The organism is Microbacterium sp. No. 7, from assembly GCF_001314225.1.
Taxonomy (GTDB): domain Bacteria; phylum Actinomycetota; class Actinomycetes; order Actinomycetales; family Microbacteriaceae; genus Microbacterium.
This window is the reverse complement of sequence record NZ_CP012697.1, coordinates 1,836,798-1,854,244: the sequence shown is the minus strand read 5'-3', so window position 1 is coordinate 1,854,244 and position 17,447 is coordinate 1,836,798. Positions and strand designations below refer to the sequence as shown.

The window sequence follows — 17,447 nt, the reverse complement described above, 5'->3', positions numbered from 1 at the left end:
TAGCGGGCGGCGCCGACACGGCCGCCCGTGACATAGGCTCGTAGCGTGCCCGCGACGGCGGGTGAGAAAGGCAGCATCACGTGGAGATCCGCATCGGCATCGCGAACACCGCCCGCGAGCTCAGCTTCGAGTCCGACCAGACGGCAGACGCGGTGAAGCAGGCGGTCGCCGCGGCCCTCGACTCCGCGGCCGCGTCGGTCTCGTTCACCGACGCCAAGGGCAACTCCTACATCGTGCCGACGGCGTCGCTCGCGTTCGTCGAGATCGGCACCGAGGAGTCGCGCCGCGTCGGCTTCGTCGCCTGACCCGCCCGCGACCCATGGAGATCGCCCTCGGGCTCGTCTTCGGCGCCGCGATCGGCGCCGCCCTCCACTACGCCCTGCCCCGGCGCGGTCAGCGCGGAGCGGCCCTCGGCCCCCTGCTGGGCGCCGTGATCGCCGGCCTCGCCTGGCTCGCGCTGACCTGGGCGGGCGCGGGGGCGGCGACGCCCTGGCCGTGGCTCGCGTCGGTCGTCCTCCCCGCCCTCGGCGTCTGGGCGGTGCTCGCGGGCCTCACCCGGGCGCGCACGGCGCGCGACGCCCGCGAGCGCGCGCGGCTCGGCATCGTCTGAGACGACGTCTACGCGTCGAGCCCGATCTCGTTCATCCGGCGCGCGTGCGCGGCCATGAGCTGCGTGAAGACCGGCTCGACGGTGCGCTCCCCCGCCTCGCCCAGTCTCTGCGGGGAGTCCGTGCGCAGCGCCGATCGGGCCACGAGGAGCGTGTCGCCCACGAGACGCCGTCCCCACAGGGCGAGCAGCGCGCGCAGCTGGTCGTCGCCGTCGATCGATCGCCGCACGAGGTCGACGATCGCCTCGCGCGCGTCGTCCTCGCGCAGGATCTGCGCGACGCGCGTGCCGACGGACCCGTACGAGGCCGAGAGCGCGAAGTAGAAGTCGTCGAGCAGCCCGGCCGTGACGTGCACGGTGAGCATCGTCTCCTGCGGACGGGCGCCCTTGGTGTTGTGCCGGAACGCGTCGAGGTCCTCGCGGAACGGCAGCATGATCTCGGTGGGGTCGTCGCCGCGATCGCGGATGAGGGCGACGAGCCGCTGGTGCTTCGCGAGGGCCGCGCCGGCCGCCGACGAGAGCGCCTCCTTGTCGGCGAGCCCGGGCGTGGTGCGGATGAGACGGGTGATCGTCTCGAAGTAGCCGAGCTGCAGGTAGGCGGCCTGGCCCAGGAAGGTCTCGATGTCGGGGGCGAGCGCCTCGAAGTCGATGCGGTCGACGTCGCCGTAGTCGCCGCGCGAGCGCAGCCGGAGCGTACGACCTGTCGGCCTCTTCTTGCGCTGCCAGAACCACGTGACCACGTGCCTAGCCTAGGACCGATGGCGCCTCGGGTAGGCTTGGTCACGTCTCGGCGATGGATCGAGACCACCGCGCCTGCGGATGAGTAGAGGGCGTGGACCTCCTCCCCGGCGGCATCTCACCGCCAGACAGGCATGACATATGACGACTTTCTCCGAGCTCGGCGTCGATCAGGACATCGTGGACGCCCTCGCGGCCAAGGGCATCGTCGACGCGTTCCCCATCCAGGAGCAGACGATCCCGCTCGGCCTTCCCGGCCAGGACATCATCGGCCAGGCCAAGACCGGCACGGGCAAGACCTTCGGCTTCGGCATCCCCGTGGTGCAGCGCCTCGGCCTCGACCCGGCGCCCGGCGTCAAGGCGCTCATCGTGGTGCCGACGCGCGAGCTCGCCGTGCAGGTGTACGAGGACATGGACATGCTCACCTCGAACCGCTCGACGAGCGTCGTGGCGATCTACGGCGGCAAGGCGTACGAGGGCCAGATCGACCAGCTCAAGGCGGGCGCCCAGATCGTCGTCGGCACGCCCGGCCGCCTGATCGACCTCGCCGGCCAGCGCCTGCTCGACCTCTCGCACGCGGCGGAGGTCGTGCTCGACGAGGCGGACAAGATGCTCGACCTCGGGTTCCTCCCCGACATCGAGAAGATCTTCGCGAAGCTCCCCGCGGTGCGGCACACGATGCTCTACTCGGCGACGATGCCGGGGCCCATCGTCGCCCTCGCCCGCCGGTTCATGTCGAACCCGATCCACATCCGCGCGACCGACCCCGACGAGGGCCTCACGCAGGCGAACATCAAGCACCTGGTCTACCGCGCGCACTCCCTCGACAAGGACGAGATCATCGCGCGGATCCTGCAGGCCGAGGGCCGCGGCAAGACCGTCGTGTTCACGCGCACCAAGCGTGCCGCGCAGAAGCTCGTCGACGAGCTGAACGACCGCGGCTTCAACGCCGGCGCCGTGCACGGCGACATGAGCCAGGAGGCGCGCGAGCGCTCGATGGCGGCCTTCAAGGCGGGCAAGAAGGACGTGCTCATCGCGACCGACGTCGCGGCCCGCGGCATCGACGTCGACGACGTCACGCACGTCATCAACCACACCATCCCCGACGACGAGAAGACCTACCTGCACCGCGCCGGACGCACCGGACGCGCCGGCAAGACCGGCATCGCGGTGACGTTCGTCGACTGGGAGGACCTGCACAAGTGGGCGCTCATCAACCGCGCCCTCGAGTTCGGCCAGCCCGATCCCGTCGAGACCTATTCGTCGAGCCCGCACCTGTTCGGCGACCTCGGCATCCCCGAGGGGACGAAGGGCCGCATCGCCAAGGCGCGCACGACCGAGACGGCGCCCGCACAGCGCCCCCAGCGCGCGACCGAGGTCGCCGCGGAGGGCGACGCGGTCGGCACGACGCGCCGGCGCCGGCGCCGTCGCCGCGCCTCCGACCGCGTGGGCGAGACGTTCCTCGCCGAGGCGGATGCCACGGTGGGCGCGACCACGGCCGGCGCGGAGCGTCCCGCGTCGGGCGACGCCGCGCAGGAGGGCGCCGGCACGCACGACGGCGGCGGCCGGGAGCACCACGACGGCAAGCCCGCGCCCGCGCGCCGCCGGCGTCGTCGCGGCGGCGGCGGCGGTGCGGCGCCCGTCGCCGCGCCCTGACGGGCCGAGGCTCGCCGACCGGCTGAAAAGATCCGTATTCTTACGGCGAGAAGATCGGTCGCCGACCCTCGAACGTGCGTACTCTTGAGGTCGGGCCCACCGGGGTCCGCATCACACCAAGAGTGAGGGCATAATGCGCTTCGTTAACGCACCTGTCGAGTATCAGGGATTCTGGGGATCGTTCTGGGATCTGATCTGGTGGTTCCTCGCGATCTTCGTCTTCATCGCGTACATCTACACGATCTTCGCGATCATCAGCGACCTGTTCCGCGATCGCAAGCTCGGCGGCGTCGCCAAGGCGATCTGGATCATCTTCCTGGTCTTCCTGCCGTTCCTGACCGCGCTCGTGTACCTCATCGCCCGCGGCGGCGGCATGGGCGAGCGCGCGTCGCAGCAGGCTCAGGCGTACAAGGACGCGCAGGACGCCTACATCCGCGAGGTCGCCGGCATCTCCCCTGCCGAGCAGATCGCGCAGGCGAAGGGGCTGCTGGAGTCGGGCGCCATCACGCAGGAGGAGTTCGACCGGCTGAAGTCCAAGGCCCTGGCCTGATCGTCACGACCGGAGGCGCGCCGTCGCCGTCCCCGAGCGGTCGTCCGCTCATCCGGGAGGCAGCGGCGCGCTTCCGGTCGCTCGCTCCACGATGCGGGCGACCATCTCGGGCGCCGTCGTGTTCTCGCCGGGGAGGTTGTGCTTTCCGGTGCCGTGGTAGTCGCTCGATCCCGTGATGATGAGGTCGCGCCGCACGCACAGCCGCCGCAGCCGCTCGGTCGGTCCGGGCAGGTTCTCGCGATGGCCGAGCTCGAAGCCCGCGAGCCCCGCGTCGAGCAGGTCGTCGACGACGCGGGCGGGCAGCAGCCCGTCGCGCGCGGCGGGGTGGGCGATGACCGGCACGCCGCCGGCCGCGACGATCGCGCCGACCGCGTCGACGGGCTCGGGCGCGTAGTGCTCGATGTAGTAGGGGCTCCCGGGGTGCAGGATGCGGGCGAACGCCTGGCCGCGGTCGGCCACGATGCCGCGGGCCACGAGGGCGTCGGCGATGTGCGGCCGGCCCACGGTCGCCCCGTCGGTCGTCTGCGCCACGATGTCCTCCCACGTCACGTCGTAGTCGCGCGCGATGCGGTCGGCCATCGTGCGCACGCGCCCGAACCGGGCGTCGCGGATGCGATCGGTCATCGTGCGGATCGCGTCGTGCGCGGGGTCGAAGAGGTAGCCGAGCACGTGCACGCTGTGCCAGCCGTGTCGGGCCGAGAGCTCGATCCCGGGCAGCAGCGCCATCCCCAGGGCCGCCGCCGCAGACGCGGCCTCGTCCCATCCGGTCGTCGTGTCGTGGTCGGTGAGCGCGAGGGTGCGCACGCCGTGGCGGTGCGCCGCGGCGACGACGTCCGCCGGCGCGTCGGTGCCGTCGGAGTGATGCGAGTGCATGTGCAGGTCGCTCACGCCCCAGTCGAGATCGCGTGCTGTCACACATCGAGCGTATCGGCGCCGTGCCCGAGGAGCGCTCAGGCCGCTCATCCGCGTCGCGCGGGGACCGCTCAGGCTCCTCGCCTAGAGTCGGAGGCGTGCTGCGACTGATCGGGATCCTCGCCTCGGTGCTGTTCGCGATCGCCGCAGCCGTCCTGACCTGGCCGCAGTTCTTCCGGCTCGAGCGCACGTTCCCGATCGCGCAGATCGTGTCGATGCGCGGGGCTCTGACGCTCGCGTTCGCCGCCATCCTGGTCCTCGCGCTCCTGGCGTGCGCGGTGCGCGCGGTGCGCGGCTTCGCGGCTTCGATCGCGCTCGTCGCCCTGCTCGCGGTCGTGGCCGGCGCCGGCATCCTCGTCGTGCGCGGCCTGGGCGAGGACACCCTCCCCGAGCCCACGGCGAGCAGCGTGCGGGTCATGACGTGGAACACCGCCGGCGTCGACGCGCAGGTCATCGCGCGGGCCGCCGTGGAGGCGGATGCCGACATCGTCGCCCTGCCCGAGACGACCATCGACACGGGCACCGAGGTCGCCGTCGCGATGCGCGAGCTCGGCAGGCCGATGTGGGCGCACCACGAGTCGTTCGCCGACCGTCCGGGGTACGCGGAGTGGGCGGCCAACTCGACCACGCTGCTGATCTCGCCCGATCTCGGCGACTACGCCGTGATCCAGTCGAACTCCGACGGCACCACGAACACGTCGACCGTGCCGACCGTCGTCGCGATGCCGGTCGTCGAGGGCGCGGGGCCGACGGTCGTCGCGGTGCACGCCGTGGCGCCGCGCCCGCAGGACATGGAGGGGTGGCGCGCCGACCTGCAGTGGCTCGCCGATCAGTGCGCCAGCGACAGCGTTATCATGGCGGGCGACTTCAACGCGACGGTCGACAGCATGATGCGCCTGGGCGTCGACGGCGGCCTGCTCGGCCGATGCCACGACGCGGCGGTCGCGACCGGAAACGGCGCCGTCGGCACGTGGTCGACCGCGTGGCCGGAGCTTCTGGGCAGCCCGATCGACCACGTGATGGCCACGTCGGCCTGGGAGCCGACCGGCTCGGTCGTGCTCTCGTCGCTGGACGACGCCGGCAGCGACCACCGCCCGCTCATCGTGCAGTACGAGCCGGCGTCGGCCGGCTGACGCCCCGCATCCCGGCGGGGACGCCGCTCCGCCGACGCCGTGCGTCTGAGAAACTAGGCGTCATGAGCACGAGCGACAGCGACACAATCGCGACCGAACAGACCGGCACGAACCGCAAGCAGCCCTTCCCGCGGGGATTCCTCGACACGATCGGCACCGGATGGGCCGACCGGCCCGATCAGGCGCCCCCGCGACGCGACCAGGCCCCGTTCGCCGCGGCGCGGCGCGCGGCGATCTCGGCGGCCTTCCCGGGCGCGCGCCTCGTGATCCCCGCCGGCGAGTTCAAGCAGCGCTCCAACGACACCGACTACCCGTTCCGCGCGCACTCCGCGTTCTCCCACCTGACCGGCTGGGGCAGCGACACGGTGCCCGGCTCGGTGCTCGTCTTCGACCCGACGCCGTCGGGGCACGAGATCACCCTGTACCTGCGCGAGCGCGCCGACCGCACGACGACGGAGTTCTACTCCGACGCGCAGATCGGCGAGTTCTGGATCGGGCCGCGCCCGTCGCTCGCCGGCGTCGCCGCCGACCTCGGCATCCGCACCGCTCATCTCGACGAGTTCTCGCCGTCGGACGCCGACCGCGTGCCCGACGCCGACGACGAGCTGACGCGCGCGCTCTCCGAGCTGCGCCTCGTCAAGGACGAGTACGAGATCGCGCAGCTGCGCCTGGCCGTCGAGGTCACCGCGCGCGGCTTCGACGACATCGTCGCCGACCTCCCCCGCATCGTCGAGACGCCGCGCGGCGAGCGCGCCGTCGAGGGCGTCTTCCACCAGCGCGCACGCACCGAGGGCAACGGCGTCGGCTACGACACCATCGCCGCGTCGGGCCCGCACGCGTGCTACCTGCACTGGACGCGCAACGACGGCGCCGTCGTGCCGGGCGACCTCATCCTCATCGACGCCGGCGTCGAGGTCGACAGCCTCTACACCGCCGACATCACGCGCACGATCCCCGTGTCGGGCGCCTTCACCGACGTGCAGCGCCGCATCTACGAGACGGTGCGCGAGGCGGCCGACGCCGGTTTCGCCGCGGCCCGGCCCGGGGCGCGCTTCCGCGAGGTGCACGAGGCCGCGATGGGCGTCATCGCCGCGCGCGTCGCCGAGTGGGGTCTGCTGCCGGTCTCGGCCGAGGAGGCGCTCGACGCCGACCGCGGCGGCCAGCACCGCCGCTACATGGTGCACGGCACGAGCCATCACCTGGGCATCGACGTGCACGACTGCGCGCAGGCGCGCCGCGAGATGTACTACGACGGCGTCCTGGAGCCCGGCATGGTGTTCACGATCGAGCCGGGCCTGTACTTCCAGATCGACGACCTCACGGTGCCCGAGGAGTTCCGCGGCATCGGCGTGCGCATCGAGGACGACATCCTGCTGACCGAGGACGGCCCCGTGAACCTCTCGGCCGGCATCCCGCGCACGGCCGACGAGGTCGAGGCGTGGGTGGCGCGACTGCGCCGCTGACGCCTCAGCGCTGCGGGTCGTCGCCCGAGGGCGCGGCCGGGTCGACGCGCTCGCCGTAGCGCGGCGGCTCGGCGGCGCTCGGCGGCTCGGGCGCCCCGGGCGAGGCCTCTCCGGCTCGCGGCGACGACGGGGTCTCGCCGGGCAGGATCCGCTCGCCGTACTGGGGCGGCGGCAGCGTCGACAGGTCGACGGCGGGGGGCGGTGTCGCGGCGCGCGTGCCGACGGCCTCGCGCGCACGGTGGATGCTGCCCTCCAGCACGTGCAGCTCGTAGCTGTCGGCCACGATCTGCGTGATCGACGTGTACGACCGGCGGCGGCGCACGATCGCGTACATCAGCAGGCTCATGAGCATGCCGAGCGCGATGCCGACGAGCATGACGCCCGCGAACACCTGGATCGCCGCGTCCGGCGTGCCGAGCACGAAGATGGCCGAGAAGAGCAGGCCGAACAGGATGCCGTTGACCGCGCCCTGGCGCGCCGCGGCGGCGTATCCCAGCCGGCCCGTCACGGTCTCCACCGATCGCAGCCCGCGGCCGATGATCTGGATGTCCTTGGCCGGCACGTCCGCCTCGATCAGCTGCGTGACCGCCTTCTGCGCGGCCTCGTACGATGCGAACTCGGCGATCTTCTCGCCCTGTTCACGCGGAATGCCGCCCATCATGCTCATCCCTCCATCTTGTCACGGCGACGGATGCGGCCGGCGGGGAGCGGACTACGCTGGACGGGTGAGCACGCAGAGGGTTTTCGTCGCACGTCTCGCGGGATGCGCCGTCTTCGACCCCGCCGGCGATCGACTGGGCAAGGTACGCGACGTCGTCGTCGTGTACCGCAAGGACGACCCGCCGCGCGTCGTCGGCCTCGTCATCGAGATCCCCGGCCGCCGGCACGTGTTCCTCTCGATCGGCCGCGTCACCTCGATCGCGACCGGGCAGGTCATCACGACCGGCCTCATCAACGTGCGCCGGTTCCAGCAGCGCGGCGGCGAGGTGCGCGTCATGGCCGAGATGCTCGGACGCCGGGTCTTCTTCACCGACGGGTCGGGCCAGGCGGTCATCGAGGACGTCGCGATCGAGCGCAACCGGCTCGGCGAGTGGGATGTCGCGCAGCTCTTCCTGCGCAAGCCCAAGACGAGCTCGTCGCCGTTCGCGAAGGGTCCGACGACGTTCGCGGCGTGGTCGGCGGTGCGCGAGCATCAGACGCCCGGCGAGTCGCAGTCGGCGGAGCAGCTCGTCGCGAGCTTCTCCGAGCTGCGGGCGGCCGATCTGGCCAACACGCTGCTCGACCTGCCCGAGGAGCGTCTGCTCGAGGTGGCCGAGGAGCTGCCCGACGACCGGCTCGCCGACGCCCTGGAGGAGATGCCCGAGGACGAGCAGGTGCTGATCCTGGAGGCCCTCGGCGAGCAGCGCGCCGCCGACATCCTCGATCAGATGGAGCCCGACGACGCCGCCGACGTGCTCGCCCAGCTGCCCGAGGAGCAGCGCGAGGAGCTGCTCGAGCTCATGGAGCCGGAAGAGGCCGAGGACGTGCGCGAGCTGCTCAAGTACGGCGCCGACACGGCCGGCGGCCTCATGACCAACGAGCCGATCGTGCTCTCGGCGGATGCCACGGTCGCCGAGGCGCTCGCGCTCATCCGGCGGCACGAGCTGCATCCGGCGCTGGCGGCCGCCGTGTTCGTCACGCTGCCGCCGTACGAGACGCCCACCGGCCGGCTGCTGGGCACCGTGCACTTCCAGCGCATGCTGCGCTATCCCCCGCACGAGCGGCTCGGCACGATCATCGACGACAGCCTCGAGCCGGTGCCGGTGACCGCGTCGGCCGCCGAGGTGGCGCGCCTGCTCGCGAGCTACAACCTGGTGTCGCTCCCCGTCGTCGACGCGGCGCACCGGCTCGTCGGCGCGGTGAGCGTCGACGACGTGCTCGACTATCTGCTGCCCGAGGACTGGCGCTCGCACGACGCCGAGCAGACGCCCGCACCGCGCACGGCGCACGCGAGCGGGGGGCGGCGATGATGGCACGCGCCCGGACGCCCAACCTCGACGCGCCGCGTGGCCGCCGCGTCGCGATGCTGTCGCGGCCGCCGCAGCCGTCGCGCGACCGCTTCGGCCGGTTCACGGAATGGATCGCCCGGGCCATGGGCACGCCCATGTTCCTCCTGATCCTCACGCTCTTCTGCGCCGCGTGGATCCTGTGGAACACGGTCGGGCCGCCCGAGCTGCGCTTCGACGACGCGGCCCTCGGGTTCACGGCGCTCACGCTCATGCTGTCGCTGCAGGCGTCGTACGCGGCGCCGCTCATCCTGCTCGCGCAGAACCGCCAGGACGACCGCGACCGCGTGCAGATCGAGCAGGACCGCCAGCGCGCGGAGCGCAACCTCGCCGACACGGAGTACCTGGCCCGCGAGGTCGTCGCACTGCGCATGGCGCTCACCGAGCTCAACGAGCAGGTGCTCACGCGCGACGCGCTGCGTCAGGAGCTGAAGGCGATGCTCGAACGGCTCGAGCGCGCGGAGCGCCCCGAGCACGCCGACGACGGATCGGATCCCGCATGAACGCCGCCGCCGTCACACGGGCCGTCGGCGCGGTGCTCGACCCGGAGCTGCGTCGTCCGCTGAGCGAGCTCGACATGCTGCGCGGCGTCGAGGTCGAGGGCACGACGGCGCACGTGCGCATCGCGCTGACGATCGTGGGCTGCCCCGCGGCGGATCGCATCGAGCGCGAGGTGCGCGAGGCCGCGGCATCCGTGCCCGGCATCGACGGCGTCGTCGTGGAGGTCGGCGTGATGACGCCCGCCGAGCGGCACGCGCTCACCGAGCGCCTGCGCGGACCGGAGCGTCGCGTCATGCCCTTCGGCCCCGACTCGCTGACCCGCGTGATCGCGGTCACCAGCGGCAAGGGCGGCGTCGGCAAGTCGACGCTCACGGCGAACCTCGCCGTCGCCCTCGCGGCCGGCGGGCTGTCGGTGGGGCTGATCGACGCGGACGTGCACGGCTTCTCGATCCCCGCGCTGCTCGGGCTCGTCGACGACGAGGGGGTGCCGCCGCAGCCCACGCGCGTGGACGATCTCATGCTGCCGCCCGTCGCGCACGGCGTGAAGGCCATCTCGATCGGCATGTTCCTGCCGCGCGACCAGCGCAGCGCGGCCGTCGCCTGGCGCGGGCCCATGCTGCACCGCACGGTGCAGCAGTTCCTCACCGACGTGTTCTTCGGCGATCTCGACGTCCTCCTCATCGACATGCCCCCCGGCACAGGTGACGTGGCGATCTCGGTGGGGCAGCTGCTCCCCCACGCCGAGGTCGTGGTCGTGACGACGCCGCAGACCGCCGCATCCGACGTCGCGGTGCGCAGCGGTCGCGTCGCACGGCAGACGGGGCAGCGCGTCATCGGCGTCATCGAGAACATGGCGGCCATGGTGCTGCCCGACGGCTCGGTGCTCGACCTGTTCGGCTCGGGCGGCGGCGCCCAGGTCGCGGCGGCGCTCTCGTCCGACGGCGATCCGGTGCCCCTGCTCGGCTCGGTGCCGCTGAGCCCCGCCCTGCGCGAGGGCGGCGACGCGGGCCGTCCGATCGTCACCGCGGTGCCGGGCGACGCCGCGGCCGCAGAGATCGCGCGCATCGCGCAGCTGCTGGCCCGCGGCGGCCGGCGCCTCAGCGGTAGGGCGCTGCCGGTGCGCCTGCCGTCGTCGGCCGATCCTTCCGCGGCCGGCGGCCGCTGACGCCGCGCGCCGGGCTCAGGTCGCCTCGTCGTCGAACGGCACGGGGCCGTCGGGCTCGAAGCGCTGCGGCGGCGCCGCGGCGGCGGTGATCGCCCCGCCGACGGCCGCGGCCTGCACGGTGCGCACGGGCGCGTCGTCGAGGAGGGCGTCCCGGATGATGCGACGCGGGTCGTACTGGCGCGGATCGAGCTTGCGCCATTCGATCTCGTCGAAGTCGTCGCCGAGCTCGTCCTTCATCTTGCCCTTCGCGCCGCGCATCCAGTCGCGCGCCTGCCGGATGAAGCGCGTGAGCGCCTCCGCCGCCTTCGGCAGACGTTCGGGGCCGATGAGCAGCGCCGCGATGACGCCGATGATGATCAGCTTCTCCATGTCGAGCCCGAAGAACATGCCCTCAAGGTTACCCGTGCGCCTCAGCACGGGTTGTTCCGACGGGCCGTACCCTTGCCGGGGGAGGTTCACCACATGGGCGACATCGACGCCATCCGCAGGTTCCTCGACGAGTCGACCGTCGAGCCGGACGTCATCGCGCGGGCGCGCACGCACGCCCTCGAGGTCGGCGCCGCGCCCGTGAGCCCCGCCGTCGGCGCGCAGATCGCCGTGCTCGCCGCGGCGACCGACGCGCGCAGCATCGTCGAGGTGGGCACGGGCACGGGCGTCTCGGGCCTGTGGCTGCTGCACGGCGCCCCCCGCGCGACGCTCACGACGATCGACTGCGAGCCCGAGCACCTCGCGCTCGCGCGCCGCGCCTTCGCCGATGCGCGCGTGCCGACGACGCGCGCACGGTTCATCACCGGCCGCGCCGCCGACGTGCTGCCGCGCATGAACGAGGCCGCCTACGACATCGTGCTCGTCGACGCCGACCCGGAGGGCGTGATCGAGTACGTCGAGCACGGCCTCCGGCTCGTGCGACCGGGAGGCACCGTGCTGGTGCCGCGCGTGCTCGCGGGCGGCGCCGTCGCCGACCCGGTGCGCCGCGACCCGGTCACGCGCGCCTATCGCTCGCTCATCCAGGAGACCCGCGACTCCCCCGCCGTGCTCGAGGCCCTGTCGATCGCCGGCGAGGGGCTGCTGCAGCTCACGACGATCCGTCACGACTAGGGCGTGTCCCCCCACCTCGCACGGCACACCGCGAGGTCGTGAGGGGCGCCCTAGACGACCTCTGCGGGCTTGTCGCTCGGATGCACGTGCTCGACGAGGGCTCGGATCCGGTCGCCGCGCAGGCTGTCGGCGGTGCGCCAGACGAGGCCGAGCTCGAAGTGGATGTCATCGAGGTCGAGCGGTGTGCGGATGAGGTTGCCGCGGCTGAGCATGGGCCACAGCGGGGTGTCGGGCGGGGCGTTGCAGAGCAGCACGGCCTGTTCGCCCCGGAGGAGCGACTCGAGCATGACCAGCTGGGCGAAGTCGATCTCGTGCATGTCCAGTCCCGCGTTTCGTGCCGATGCGACCAGCTCCTCCATGGGCGCCGGCTGCAGCGCCGACGGGAGGGTGAGGCCACGGCGTCCGGCGAGCTCTGACAGGTGGATGGTCGTCTCGGGAAGGCCGGAGTCTGCGGAGCTGAACGCATAGAACTGGTAGCGGGCCAGCGGGCGGACGCTGACCCCCGGGAGATCGACGGGCAGGTGCACGACCGCGAGGTCCAGGTCGCCGTGTGCGAGCGGGACCAGGAGTGTGGACGACATCGCCTCGGTGACGGTCGAGAGGGGCTCGTCGTGCTGGTGCATGGCCTCGCGCACCCGTTCGATGTACCGGGCAGGTGCCCAGGGCGTGCAGCCGACCCGTATGGCCCGAGGGCGGTCGGCGGGCACGACCAGATCGTCCACCAGCGACAGGATCTCCACGACCCGGGGCAGGAGATCCCGGCCGGCATCGGTGGGCGCGAGCTCGTGATACCGCCGTTCGAAGAGCTGGACGCCCAGCTCCTGTTCGAGCTGCCGGAGCGTGCGGCTGACCGGTGACGGGGTCAGATGCAGGGACTCTGCGGCACGGGCGATGTTGTGGGTGCGGGAGGCGGCGAGGAAGGCACGCAGGTGCGAGAGCTGCATTCCCCCATCCTGCCATCACCGTGCATGGATTAGCAGGTGCAGCGCCCAAATCGGCGCGTATGCAGCAGTCCGAAGCGGCGATGTACGTGCACGGGGCGCGATGCGACAGTGGGTGGTGACCGCTTCGCAGCGCGAGTCACGACAAAGGAGTATGTGGCATGCCGACGCACCTCACCTATCAGCCGCCTCTGGACGGAGTCCGGATCCTGGATGCCGTTTCTGGTCGCAACGAGAGCCTCGGCGCCTATCTCGCAGAGCTGGGGGCCGATGTCACGGCCGTCGATCTGCCGCGAGACGACGCGACCGGGACGGATCCGCTGGCCCGCGCGGTGCGTGGATCCGGCAAGCGGCGGGCGGTCGCCGACCCGCGTACGCCCGCGGGGCGCCGTGCCTTCGAAGCGATGCTCGTCGGAGCGGACGTCTTCCTGGTGAATCTTCCCGCCGGTGTGCTCGACGACTGGGGGTACACCGCCGCGCGTCTGGCCGAGATCGCCCCGCAGCTGGTCACCCTGTCGGTCACGGACTTCGGTCTGACGGGCCCGCGTGCCGCGTGGTCCGCGACGCCGGATGTGCTGTTCGCACTCAGCGGCGTGCTGTCTCGATCGGGGCTTCCGGAGATCGTCGAGCCGCTGCTTCCGCCGGAGCATCTCGCGTATGAGGCGGCCACGATGCAGGCGGCGTGGGTGGTGATGCTCGGCGTCGCGCACGCCCGCCAGCGGGGCAGCGGCGAGTACATCGACTTCTCCGTCCTGGACGCGATGACGCATCTGCTCGACCCCGGGTTCGGGATCGGCGGCAGCGCGCGCGCCGGCGCGCCCATGGCTGATCTGCCGCGCGGCCGGCCCGATGCCCGCCACCTGTACCCGACCTTCCCCGCCAAGGACGGCGATGTGCGCATCTGCGTGCTGAGCCCGCGGCAGTGGCAGAGCATGCTCGACTGGCTCGGCCGGCCGGAGCAGCTCGCCGGGGACCGGTACGACGAGCTCACCTCTCGCCAGCAGGCCGACGCCGTCATCCGCCCGTACTACGAGCGTCTTTTCGCGGGTCTCACCCGAGCCGAAGCGGTCGAGGCGGGAACCCGTCACGGCGTGCCGATCGCTGCGGTCCTCACCGCAGGGGAAGTGCTCGCGGAGCCCGCGTTCGCGGCGGCGGGCACGTTCCGCGAGACCGAGCTCGCCGACGGCACCCGCGTTCCCGTGCCCACCGGGGTGCTCGAGATCGACGACGCGAAACGCGCGCCGACGGCACCCGCGTCCGATGCGCCGCACCCGTCCCCTCAAGACGGCTCCTCCGTGAGAGGACGGCGCCACCGGATCCGTCCCTTCGAGGGCCTGCGTGTGCTCGACCTCGGTGTGATCGTCGTCGGTGCGGAACTGGGCCGGCTGTTCGCCGACTACGGCGCCGACGTCATCAAGATCGAGAGCCGCCAGTTCCCCGACGGCAGCCGGCAGACCTACGGCGGGCAGCTGATCACCGAGGGGTTCTCCTGGGGGCATCGCAACAAGCGCAGCCTGGGCCTGAACCTGCGCACGGAGGAGGGCATGGGGATCTTCCGCGACCTCGTCGCGGAGGCCGACATGGTCTTCTCCAACTTCAAGCCCGGCACCCTGGAGAAGCTCGGCATCGGCTACGCCGACCTCGCCGCCCTCAACCCGCGCATCATCCTCACGGAATCGAGCGCGTTCGGACGCAAGGGCCCGTGGAGCGGGCGGATGGGATACGGCCCGCTGGTTCGGGCGAGCTCGGCCCTGAGCCGTTCCTGGATGTACCCCGGCGTGCCCGACAGCTACAGCGACGCGATCACGATCTACCCCGACCACGTCGCCGCACGCGCCATCGCCGCGGGGGTCGTCGCCTTGCTGCTGCGTCGCGAGCGCACCGGCCTCGGCGGGCACCTGTCCTGTGCGCAGATCGACGTCATCTTCGCCGGACTGGCCGAGAGGTTCGCCGCCGAGCACCTGCACCCCGGGCGGATCCGCGCCGAAGGCAACCGTCGCGGACACGATGCGCCGTCCGGCCCCTACCCCGCCCGGGGTGATGACGAGTGGGTCGTCGTCGACGTGACCGACACGCGCTCCTTCCTCAGCCTGGCGAGGGCGATGTCGCGGACCGACTGGCTCGAAGACGCGGTCCTGCACACCCCCGAGGGACGCCTCGCCCGCGCCGGAGAGCTCGAGCGCGCGGTGACGGCATGGACCGGTGAGCGTGACCCGGAGCGCATCGAGCACGAGCTGCAGTCCGCGGGGGTCGCGTGCGGGCGGATGCTGCGCGTCGCCGACCTCGCCGCCGACGAGCATGCCGCGGCCCGGGAGCTGCTCGGCCTGCTCGTGCAGCCGCAGTTCGAGGAGCCGCTGCCCACGTTCCTGTCCGAGGCCCGGTTCAGCAGCGGCCTCAGCCCGTTGCTGCGCCCCGCACCGTTGCAGGGTCAGCACACCGAGGACATCGCCCGCGACATCCTCGGCCTGGACGACGCCGCCATCGCGCGGCTGGTCGCCGCGGACGTCCTGCAGCCATATCCCGTCCCGGCACCGACGCGCTCCTGACCGTGCTCGCCCGACCCGAAGACCCCTGCCCGACAAACACCCCTACCCAACGAACCAAGGAGGACTCATGACCGACAGCGCAACCACGATCAGTGGCGAACAGGTGCAGATCGGCGGCGACGGAGCGGTGCTGGCGCACCGGGACGGCCACATCCTGACCGTGACGATCAACCGCCCCGAAGCGCGCAACGCCGTGAACATGAACGTGATGATCGGCATCGGCGAAGCGCTGGAGGTCGCCGAGAACGACCACGACATCTGGGTCGTGATCATCACCGGCGCCGGCGACAAGTCGTTCTGCGCAGGAGCGGACCTGAAGGCGGCGGCACGCGGAGAGCTGACGCCCACCGACGACAGGGTGAAGGCATGGGGATTCGCCGGCTTCGTGGAGCACCACGTCTCCAAGCCCGTCATCGCAGCGGTGAACGGCTTCGCCCTCGGCGGGGGCACCGAGATCCTGCTGCAGTGCGACCTCGCGGTCTCCATCGACACCGCCTCCTTCGGCCTGCCGGAGGTCAAGCGCGGCATCTACGCCGGCGCCGGCGGGGCGTTCCGCCTGGGCCGCCAGATCCCGCGCAAGATCGCGATGGAGGCCATGCTTACCGGTGAGCCGATCTCGGCGCAGCGCGCCCTGGAGGTCGGCCTGGTCAATCGCGTCGTTCCCGCCGATCAGCTGACGGACGCCGCCCGCGACCTCGCCGAGCGGATCTGCGCGAACGCGCCGCTGGCCGTGCAGGTCACCAAGCGCATCGCGCAGGGCATCACCGACGGGCACCGTGACGACGAAGTGGCCGACTGGGAGCGCAACGCCGCCGAAGGAGAGATCCTCCTGGCCAGCGACGACACGCGCGAGGGTCTCGCGGCGTTCGCCGAGAAGCGCGCACCGCGGTGGACGGGACGGTGACGGCGATGACCACCACTCACCGTTCCCCCGCCATCGCGGGTCTGGGAATCACCGAGGTCGGCAAGGTGTTCGGCTCCACTGCGCCGCAGTTCGCCGCGCAGGCCGTGCGCCTGGCCGCCGACGACGCGGGCCTGGGTCTGGCCGACATCGACGGTCTGATCGTCTCGGGCGGGCTGAGCAACGACATCGGCCTGGACATGCAGAACGAGCTGGGCATGACCGACCTGAAGCTGTTCACCTACATGCAGGGATACGGCTCGACCGCCGGCCAGATGGTGCAGTACGCGTCGATGGCGGTCCAGTCCGGCATGGCCGACACCGTCGCCGTGGTGTGGGCCGACAACCCGCTGAAGCAGAACCGCGGCGGAGGCGCCGCCTATGGCGCGTACGCCCAGAAGACGCCCTCAGGATGGATGTCGATCCGCAACACCGGTGGCGCGCTGACGGCCAACAACATGTACGCCCTCGCCGCCCGTCGACACATGGACGCCTACGGCACCACCAGCGAGCAGCTCGGGTCCATCGCGGTCGCACAGCGGGAATGGGCCGCGATGAACCCCCGCGCGCAGATGCGCGAGCCGATCAGCCTCGAAGACCATCAGGCATCGCGGATGATCTCCGACCCGTTCCGCCTGCTGGACTGCTGCCTCGTCTCCAACGGCGGCATCGCCGTCATCGTCACCAGCCGCGACCGGGCCGAGGGGCTTCGCCAGCCCGTCGTCGACGTCCTCGGGTGGGCCCAGGCTCACCCCGGCCGTACCGGGATCCGCAACGAGGACTTCGGACTCGTCAGCGGGGCGGCGTCGGCGGGGCCGGCCGCGTTGAGGATGGCGGGACTGAGCCTGGCCGACATCGACGTGGTCGAGCTGTACGACTGCTACACCTTCACCGCGCTGATCAGCCTGGAGGACTACGGGTTCTGCGAGAAGGGGGAGGGCGGCGCGTTCGTGTCGCAGCCGGGCGTGCTCGGCCCCAACGGCTCGCTGAAGGTCAACACCGGCGGCGGCCAGCTGTCGTCGTACTACCTCTGGGGCATGACGCCCCTGTCCGAAGGGATCATCCAGGCCCGCGGACAGGCCGGCGAACGCCAGGTCGACAAGCACGCCCGCGTGCTCGTGTCCGGCAACGGCGGCGTCCTCGACTATCACTCCACCCTCATCCTCGGCAACGACGACTAGGAGACACCGC

Annotated in this window: 18 protein-coding genes; 13 read left to right on the top strand and 5 right to left on the bottom strand. The window is 71.9% G+C overall.

Features of this window, described 5'->3' with window-relative positions; genetic code table 11:
- The first annotated feature begins 80 nt into the window (after positions 1-80).
- Complete coding sequence (locus AOA12_RS08455) at positions 81-305, top strand: DUF3107 domain-containing protein (RefSeq protein WP_054681955.1); 225 nt, start codon at positions 81-83, stop codon at positions 303-305.
- Between the two features lie 14 nt (positions 306-319).
- On the top strand, positions 320-610 hold the full coding sequence (locus AOA12_RS08450; protein WP_054681953.1) for a hypothetical protein: 291 nt from the start codon (positions 320-322) through the stop codon (positions 608-610).
- 8 nt (positions 611-618) lie between these two features.
- On the opposite strand, the gene AOA12_RS08445 is transcribed toward AOA12_RS08450, so the two are convergent.
- Positions 619-1,347 carry a ferritin-like fold-containing protein gene (locus AOA12_RS08445; protein WP_054681951.1) on the bottom strand — a complete coding sequence of 243 codons (729 nt, stop codon included), beginning with the start codon at positions 1,345-1,347 and terminating at the stop codon, positions 619-621.
- 139 nt (positions 1,348-1,486) lie between these two features.
- Between AOA12_RS08445 and AOA12_RS08440 the strand changes: the two genes are divergently transcribed.
- Both AOA12_RS08440 and AOA12_RS08435 read left to right on the top strand, forming a co-directional pair.
- Complete coding sequence (locus AOA12_RS08440) at positions 1,487-3,001, top strand: DEAD/DEAH box helicase (RefSeq protein ID WP_054681948.1); 1,515 nt, start codon at positions 1,487-1,489, stop codon at positions 2,999-3,001.
- A 133-nt stretch (positions 3,002-3,134) separates the two neighbouring features.
- The gene (locus tag AOA12_RS08435) at positions 3,135-3,551 is read left to right on the top strand and encodes an SHOCT domain-containing protein (protein WP_054681946.1); all 417 of its coding nucleotides are present in this window, start codon (positions 3,135-3,137) and stop codon (positions 3,549-3,551) included.
- Between the two features lie 48 nt (positions 3,552-3,599).
- Here the strand turns inward: AOA12_RS08435 and AOA12_RS08430 are convergent, their stop codons facing one another.
- Positions 3,600-4,424, bottom strand: a complete 825-nt coding sequence (locus AOA12_RS08430) for a PHP domain-containing protein (RefSeq protein ID WP_054686890.1) — start codon at positions 4,422-4,424, stop codon at positions 3,600-3,602.
- 137 nt (positions 4,425-4,561) lie between these two features.
- On the opposite strand from AOA12_RS08430, the gene AOA12_RS08425 reads away from it, so the two are divergent.
- Together AOA12_RS08425 and AOA12_RS08420 are read left to right on the top strand one after the other, a co-directional pair.
- Complete coding sequence (locus AOA12_RS08425) at positions 4,562-5,596, top strand: endonuclease/exonuclease/phosphatase family protein (RefSeq protein WP_054681944.1); 1,035 nt, start codon at positions 4,562-4,564, stop codon at positions 5,594-5,596.
- Between the two features lie 62 nt (positions 5,597-5,658).
- Entirely contained in the window at positions 5,659-7,059 is a 1,401-nt protein-coding gene (locus tag AOA12_RS08420; RefSeq protein ID WP_054681941.1) for an aminopeptidase P family protein, read from the top strand.
- A gap of 4 nt (positions 7,060-7,063) precedes the next feature.
- Here AOA12_RS08420 and AOA12_RS08415 read toward each other — a convergent pair whose 3' ends face one another.
- Positions 7,064-7,726 (bottom strand): general stress protein, encoded by a 663-nt coding sequence (locus tag AOA12_RS08415; protein WP_054681939.1) that lies wholly within the window; start codon positions 7,724-7,726, stop codon positions 7,064-7,066.
- A 58-nt stretch (positions 7,727-7,784) separates the two neighbouring features.
- Between AOA12_RS08415 and AOA12_RS08410 the strand changes: the two genes are divergently transcribed.
- Genes AOA12_RS08410 through AOA12_RS08400 form a run of 3 tightly spaced genes read left to right on the top strand, consistent with a single transcriptional unit; the run spans position 7,785 to position 10,770 of the window.
- Positions 7,785-9,068 (top strand): magnesium transporter MgtE N-terminal domain-containing protein, encoded by a 1,284-nt coding sequence (locus AOA12_RS08410; RefSeq protein WP_054681937.1) that lies wholly within the window; start codon positions 7,785-7,787, stop codon positions 9,066-9,068.
- A complete protein-coding gene (locus tag AOA12_RS08405; protein WP_082406092.1) occupies positions 9,068-9,607 on the top strand; it encodes a DUF1003 domain-containing protein in 540 nt (179 codons plus the stop codon). Before AOA12_RS08410 ends, AOA12_RS08405 begins: the two co-directional genes overlap by 1 nt.
- On the top strand, positions 9,604-10,770 hold the full coding sequence (locus tag AOA12_RS08400) for an Mrp/NBP35 family ATP-binding protein (RefSeq protein ID WP_054681934.1): 1,167 nt from the start codon (positions 9,604-9,606) through the stop codon (positions 10,768-10,770). Before AOA12_RS08405 ends, AOA12_RS08400 begins: the two co-directional genes overlap by 4 nt.
- Positions 10,771-10,785: 15 nt before the next feature.
- Here the strand turns inward: AOA12_RS08400 and AOA12_RS08395 are convergent, their stop codons facing one another.
- On the bottom strand, positions 10,786-11,157 hold the full coding sequence (locus tag AOA12_RS08395) for a twin-arginine translocase TatA/TatE family subunit (protein WP_054681931.1): 372 nt from the start codon (positions 11,155-11,157) through the stop codon (positions 10,786-10,788).
- A gap of 75 nt (positions 11,158-11,232) precedes the next feature.
- Here AOA12_RS08395 and AOA12_RS08390 point away from each other — a divergent pair, with 75 nt between their 5' ends.
- On the top strand, positions 11,233-11,868 hold the full coding sequence (locus tag AOA12_RS08390) for an O-methyltransferase (RefSeq protein WP_054681929.1): 636 nt from the start codon (positions 11,233-11,235) through the stop codon (positions 11,866-11,868).
- A gap of 50 nt (positions 11,869-11,918) precedes the next feature.
- On the opposite strand, the gene AOA12_RS08385 is transcribed toward AOA12_RS08390, so the two are convergent.
- On the bottom strand, positions 11,919-12,812 hold the full coding sequence (locus AOA12_RS08385) for a LysR family transcriptional regulator (protein ID WP_054681927.1): 894 nt from the start codon (positions 12,810-12,812) through the stop codon (positions 11,919-11,921).
- Between the two features lie 158 nt (positions 12,813-12,970).
- Between AOA12_RS08385 and AOA12_RS08380 the strand changes: the two genes are divergently transcribed.
- The 3 genes from AOA12_RS08380 to AOA12_RS08370 all read left to right on the top strand — a co-directional run bounded on the left by AOA12_RS08380 (position 12,971) and on the right by AOA12_RS08370 (position 17,437).
- Positions 12,971-15,355, top strand: coding sequence for a CaiB/BaiF CoA-transferase family protein (locus tag AOA12_RS08380; protein WP_054681925.1), 2,385 nt, complete (start codon positions 12,971-12,973; stop codon positions 15,353-15,355).
- A gap of 67 nt (positions 15,356-15,422) precedes the next feature.
- Positions 15,423-16,259 (top strand): crotonase/enoyl-CoA hydratase family protein, encoded by an 837-nt coding sequence (locus tag AOA12_RS08375; protein WP_054681923.1) that lies wholly within the window; start codon positions 15,423-15,425, stop codon positions 16,257-16,259.
- Positions 16,260-16,264: 5 nt separating this feature from the next.
- A complete protein-coding gene (locus tag AOA12_RS08370) occupies positions 16,265-17,437 on the top strand; it encodes a thiolase family protein (protein WP_054686889.1) in 1,173 nt (390 codons plus the stop codon).
- The last annotated feature ends 10 nt before the right edge of the window (positions 17,438-17,447 follow it).

What these genes read in the sequence shown, in the direction of transcription:
- AOA12_RS08450 (WP_054681953.1), top strand. Translation starts at nt 320, where the DNA reads ATGGAGATCGCCCTCGGGCTCGTCTTCGGCGCCGCGATCGGCGCCGCC.
- AOA12_RS08440 (WP_054681948.1), top strand. Translation starts at nt 1,487, where the DNA reads ATGACGACTTTCTCCGAGCTCGGCGTCGATCAGGACATCGTGGACGCC.
- AOA12_RS08435 (WP_054681946.1), top strand. Translation starts at nt 3,135, where the DNA reads ATGCGCTTCGTTAACGCACCTGTCGAGTATCAGGGATTCTGGGGATCG.
- AOA12_RS08430 (WP_054686890.1), bottom strand. Translation starts at nt 4,424, where the DNA reads ATGCACTCGCATCACTCCGACGGCACCGACGCGCCGGCGGACGTCGTC.
- AOA12_RS08420 (WP_054681941.1), top strand. Translation starts at nt 5,659, where the DNA reads ATGAGCACGAGCGACAGCGACACAATCGCGACCGAACAGACCGGCACG.
- AOA12_RS08415 (WP_054681939.1), bottom strand. Translation starts at nt 7,726, where the DNA reads ATGAGCATGATGGGCGGCATTCCGCGTGAACAGGGCGAGAAGATCGCC.
- AOA12_RS08405 (WP_082406092.1), top strand. Translation starts at nt 9,068, where the DNA reads ATGGCACGCGCCCGGACGCCCAACCTCGACGCGCCGCGTGGCCGCCGC.
- AOA12_RS08400 (WP_054681934.1), top strand. Translation starts at nt 9,604, where the DNA reads ATGAACGCCGCCGCCGTCACACGGGCCGTCGGCGCGGTGCTCGACCCG.
- AOA12_RS08395 (WP_054681931.1), bottom strand. Translation starts at nt 11,157, where the DNA reads ATGTTCTTCGGGCTCGACATGGAGAAGCTGATCATCATCGGCGTCATC.
- AOA12_RS08390 (WP_054681929.1), top strand. Translation starts at nt 11,233, where the DNA reads ATGGGCGACATCGACGCCATCCGCAGGTTCCTCGACGAGTCGACCGTC.
- AOA12_RS08385 (WP_054681927.1), bottom strand. Translation starts at nt 12,812, where the DNA reads ATGCAGCTCTCGCACCTGCGTGCCTTCCTCGCCGCCTCCCGCACCCAC.
- AOA12_RS08380 (WP_054681925.1), top strand. Translation starts at nt 12,971, where the DNA reads ATGCCGACGCACCTCACCTATCAGCCGCCTCTGGACGGAGTCCGGATC.
- AOA12_RS08375 (WP_054681923.1), top strand. Translation starts at nt 15,423, where the DNA reads ATGACCGACAGCGCAACCACGATCAGTGGCGAACAGGTGCAGATCGGC.
- AOA12_RS08370 (WP_054686889.1), top strand. Translation starts at nt 16,265, where the DNA reads ATGACCACCACTCACCGTTCCCCCGCCATCGCGGGTCTGGGAATCACC.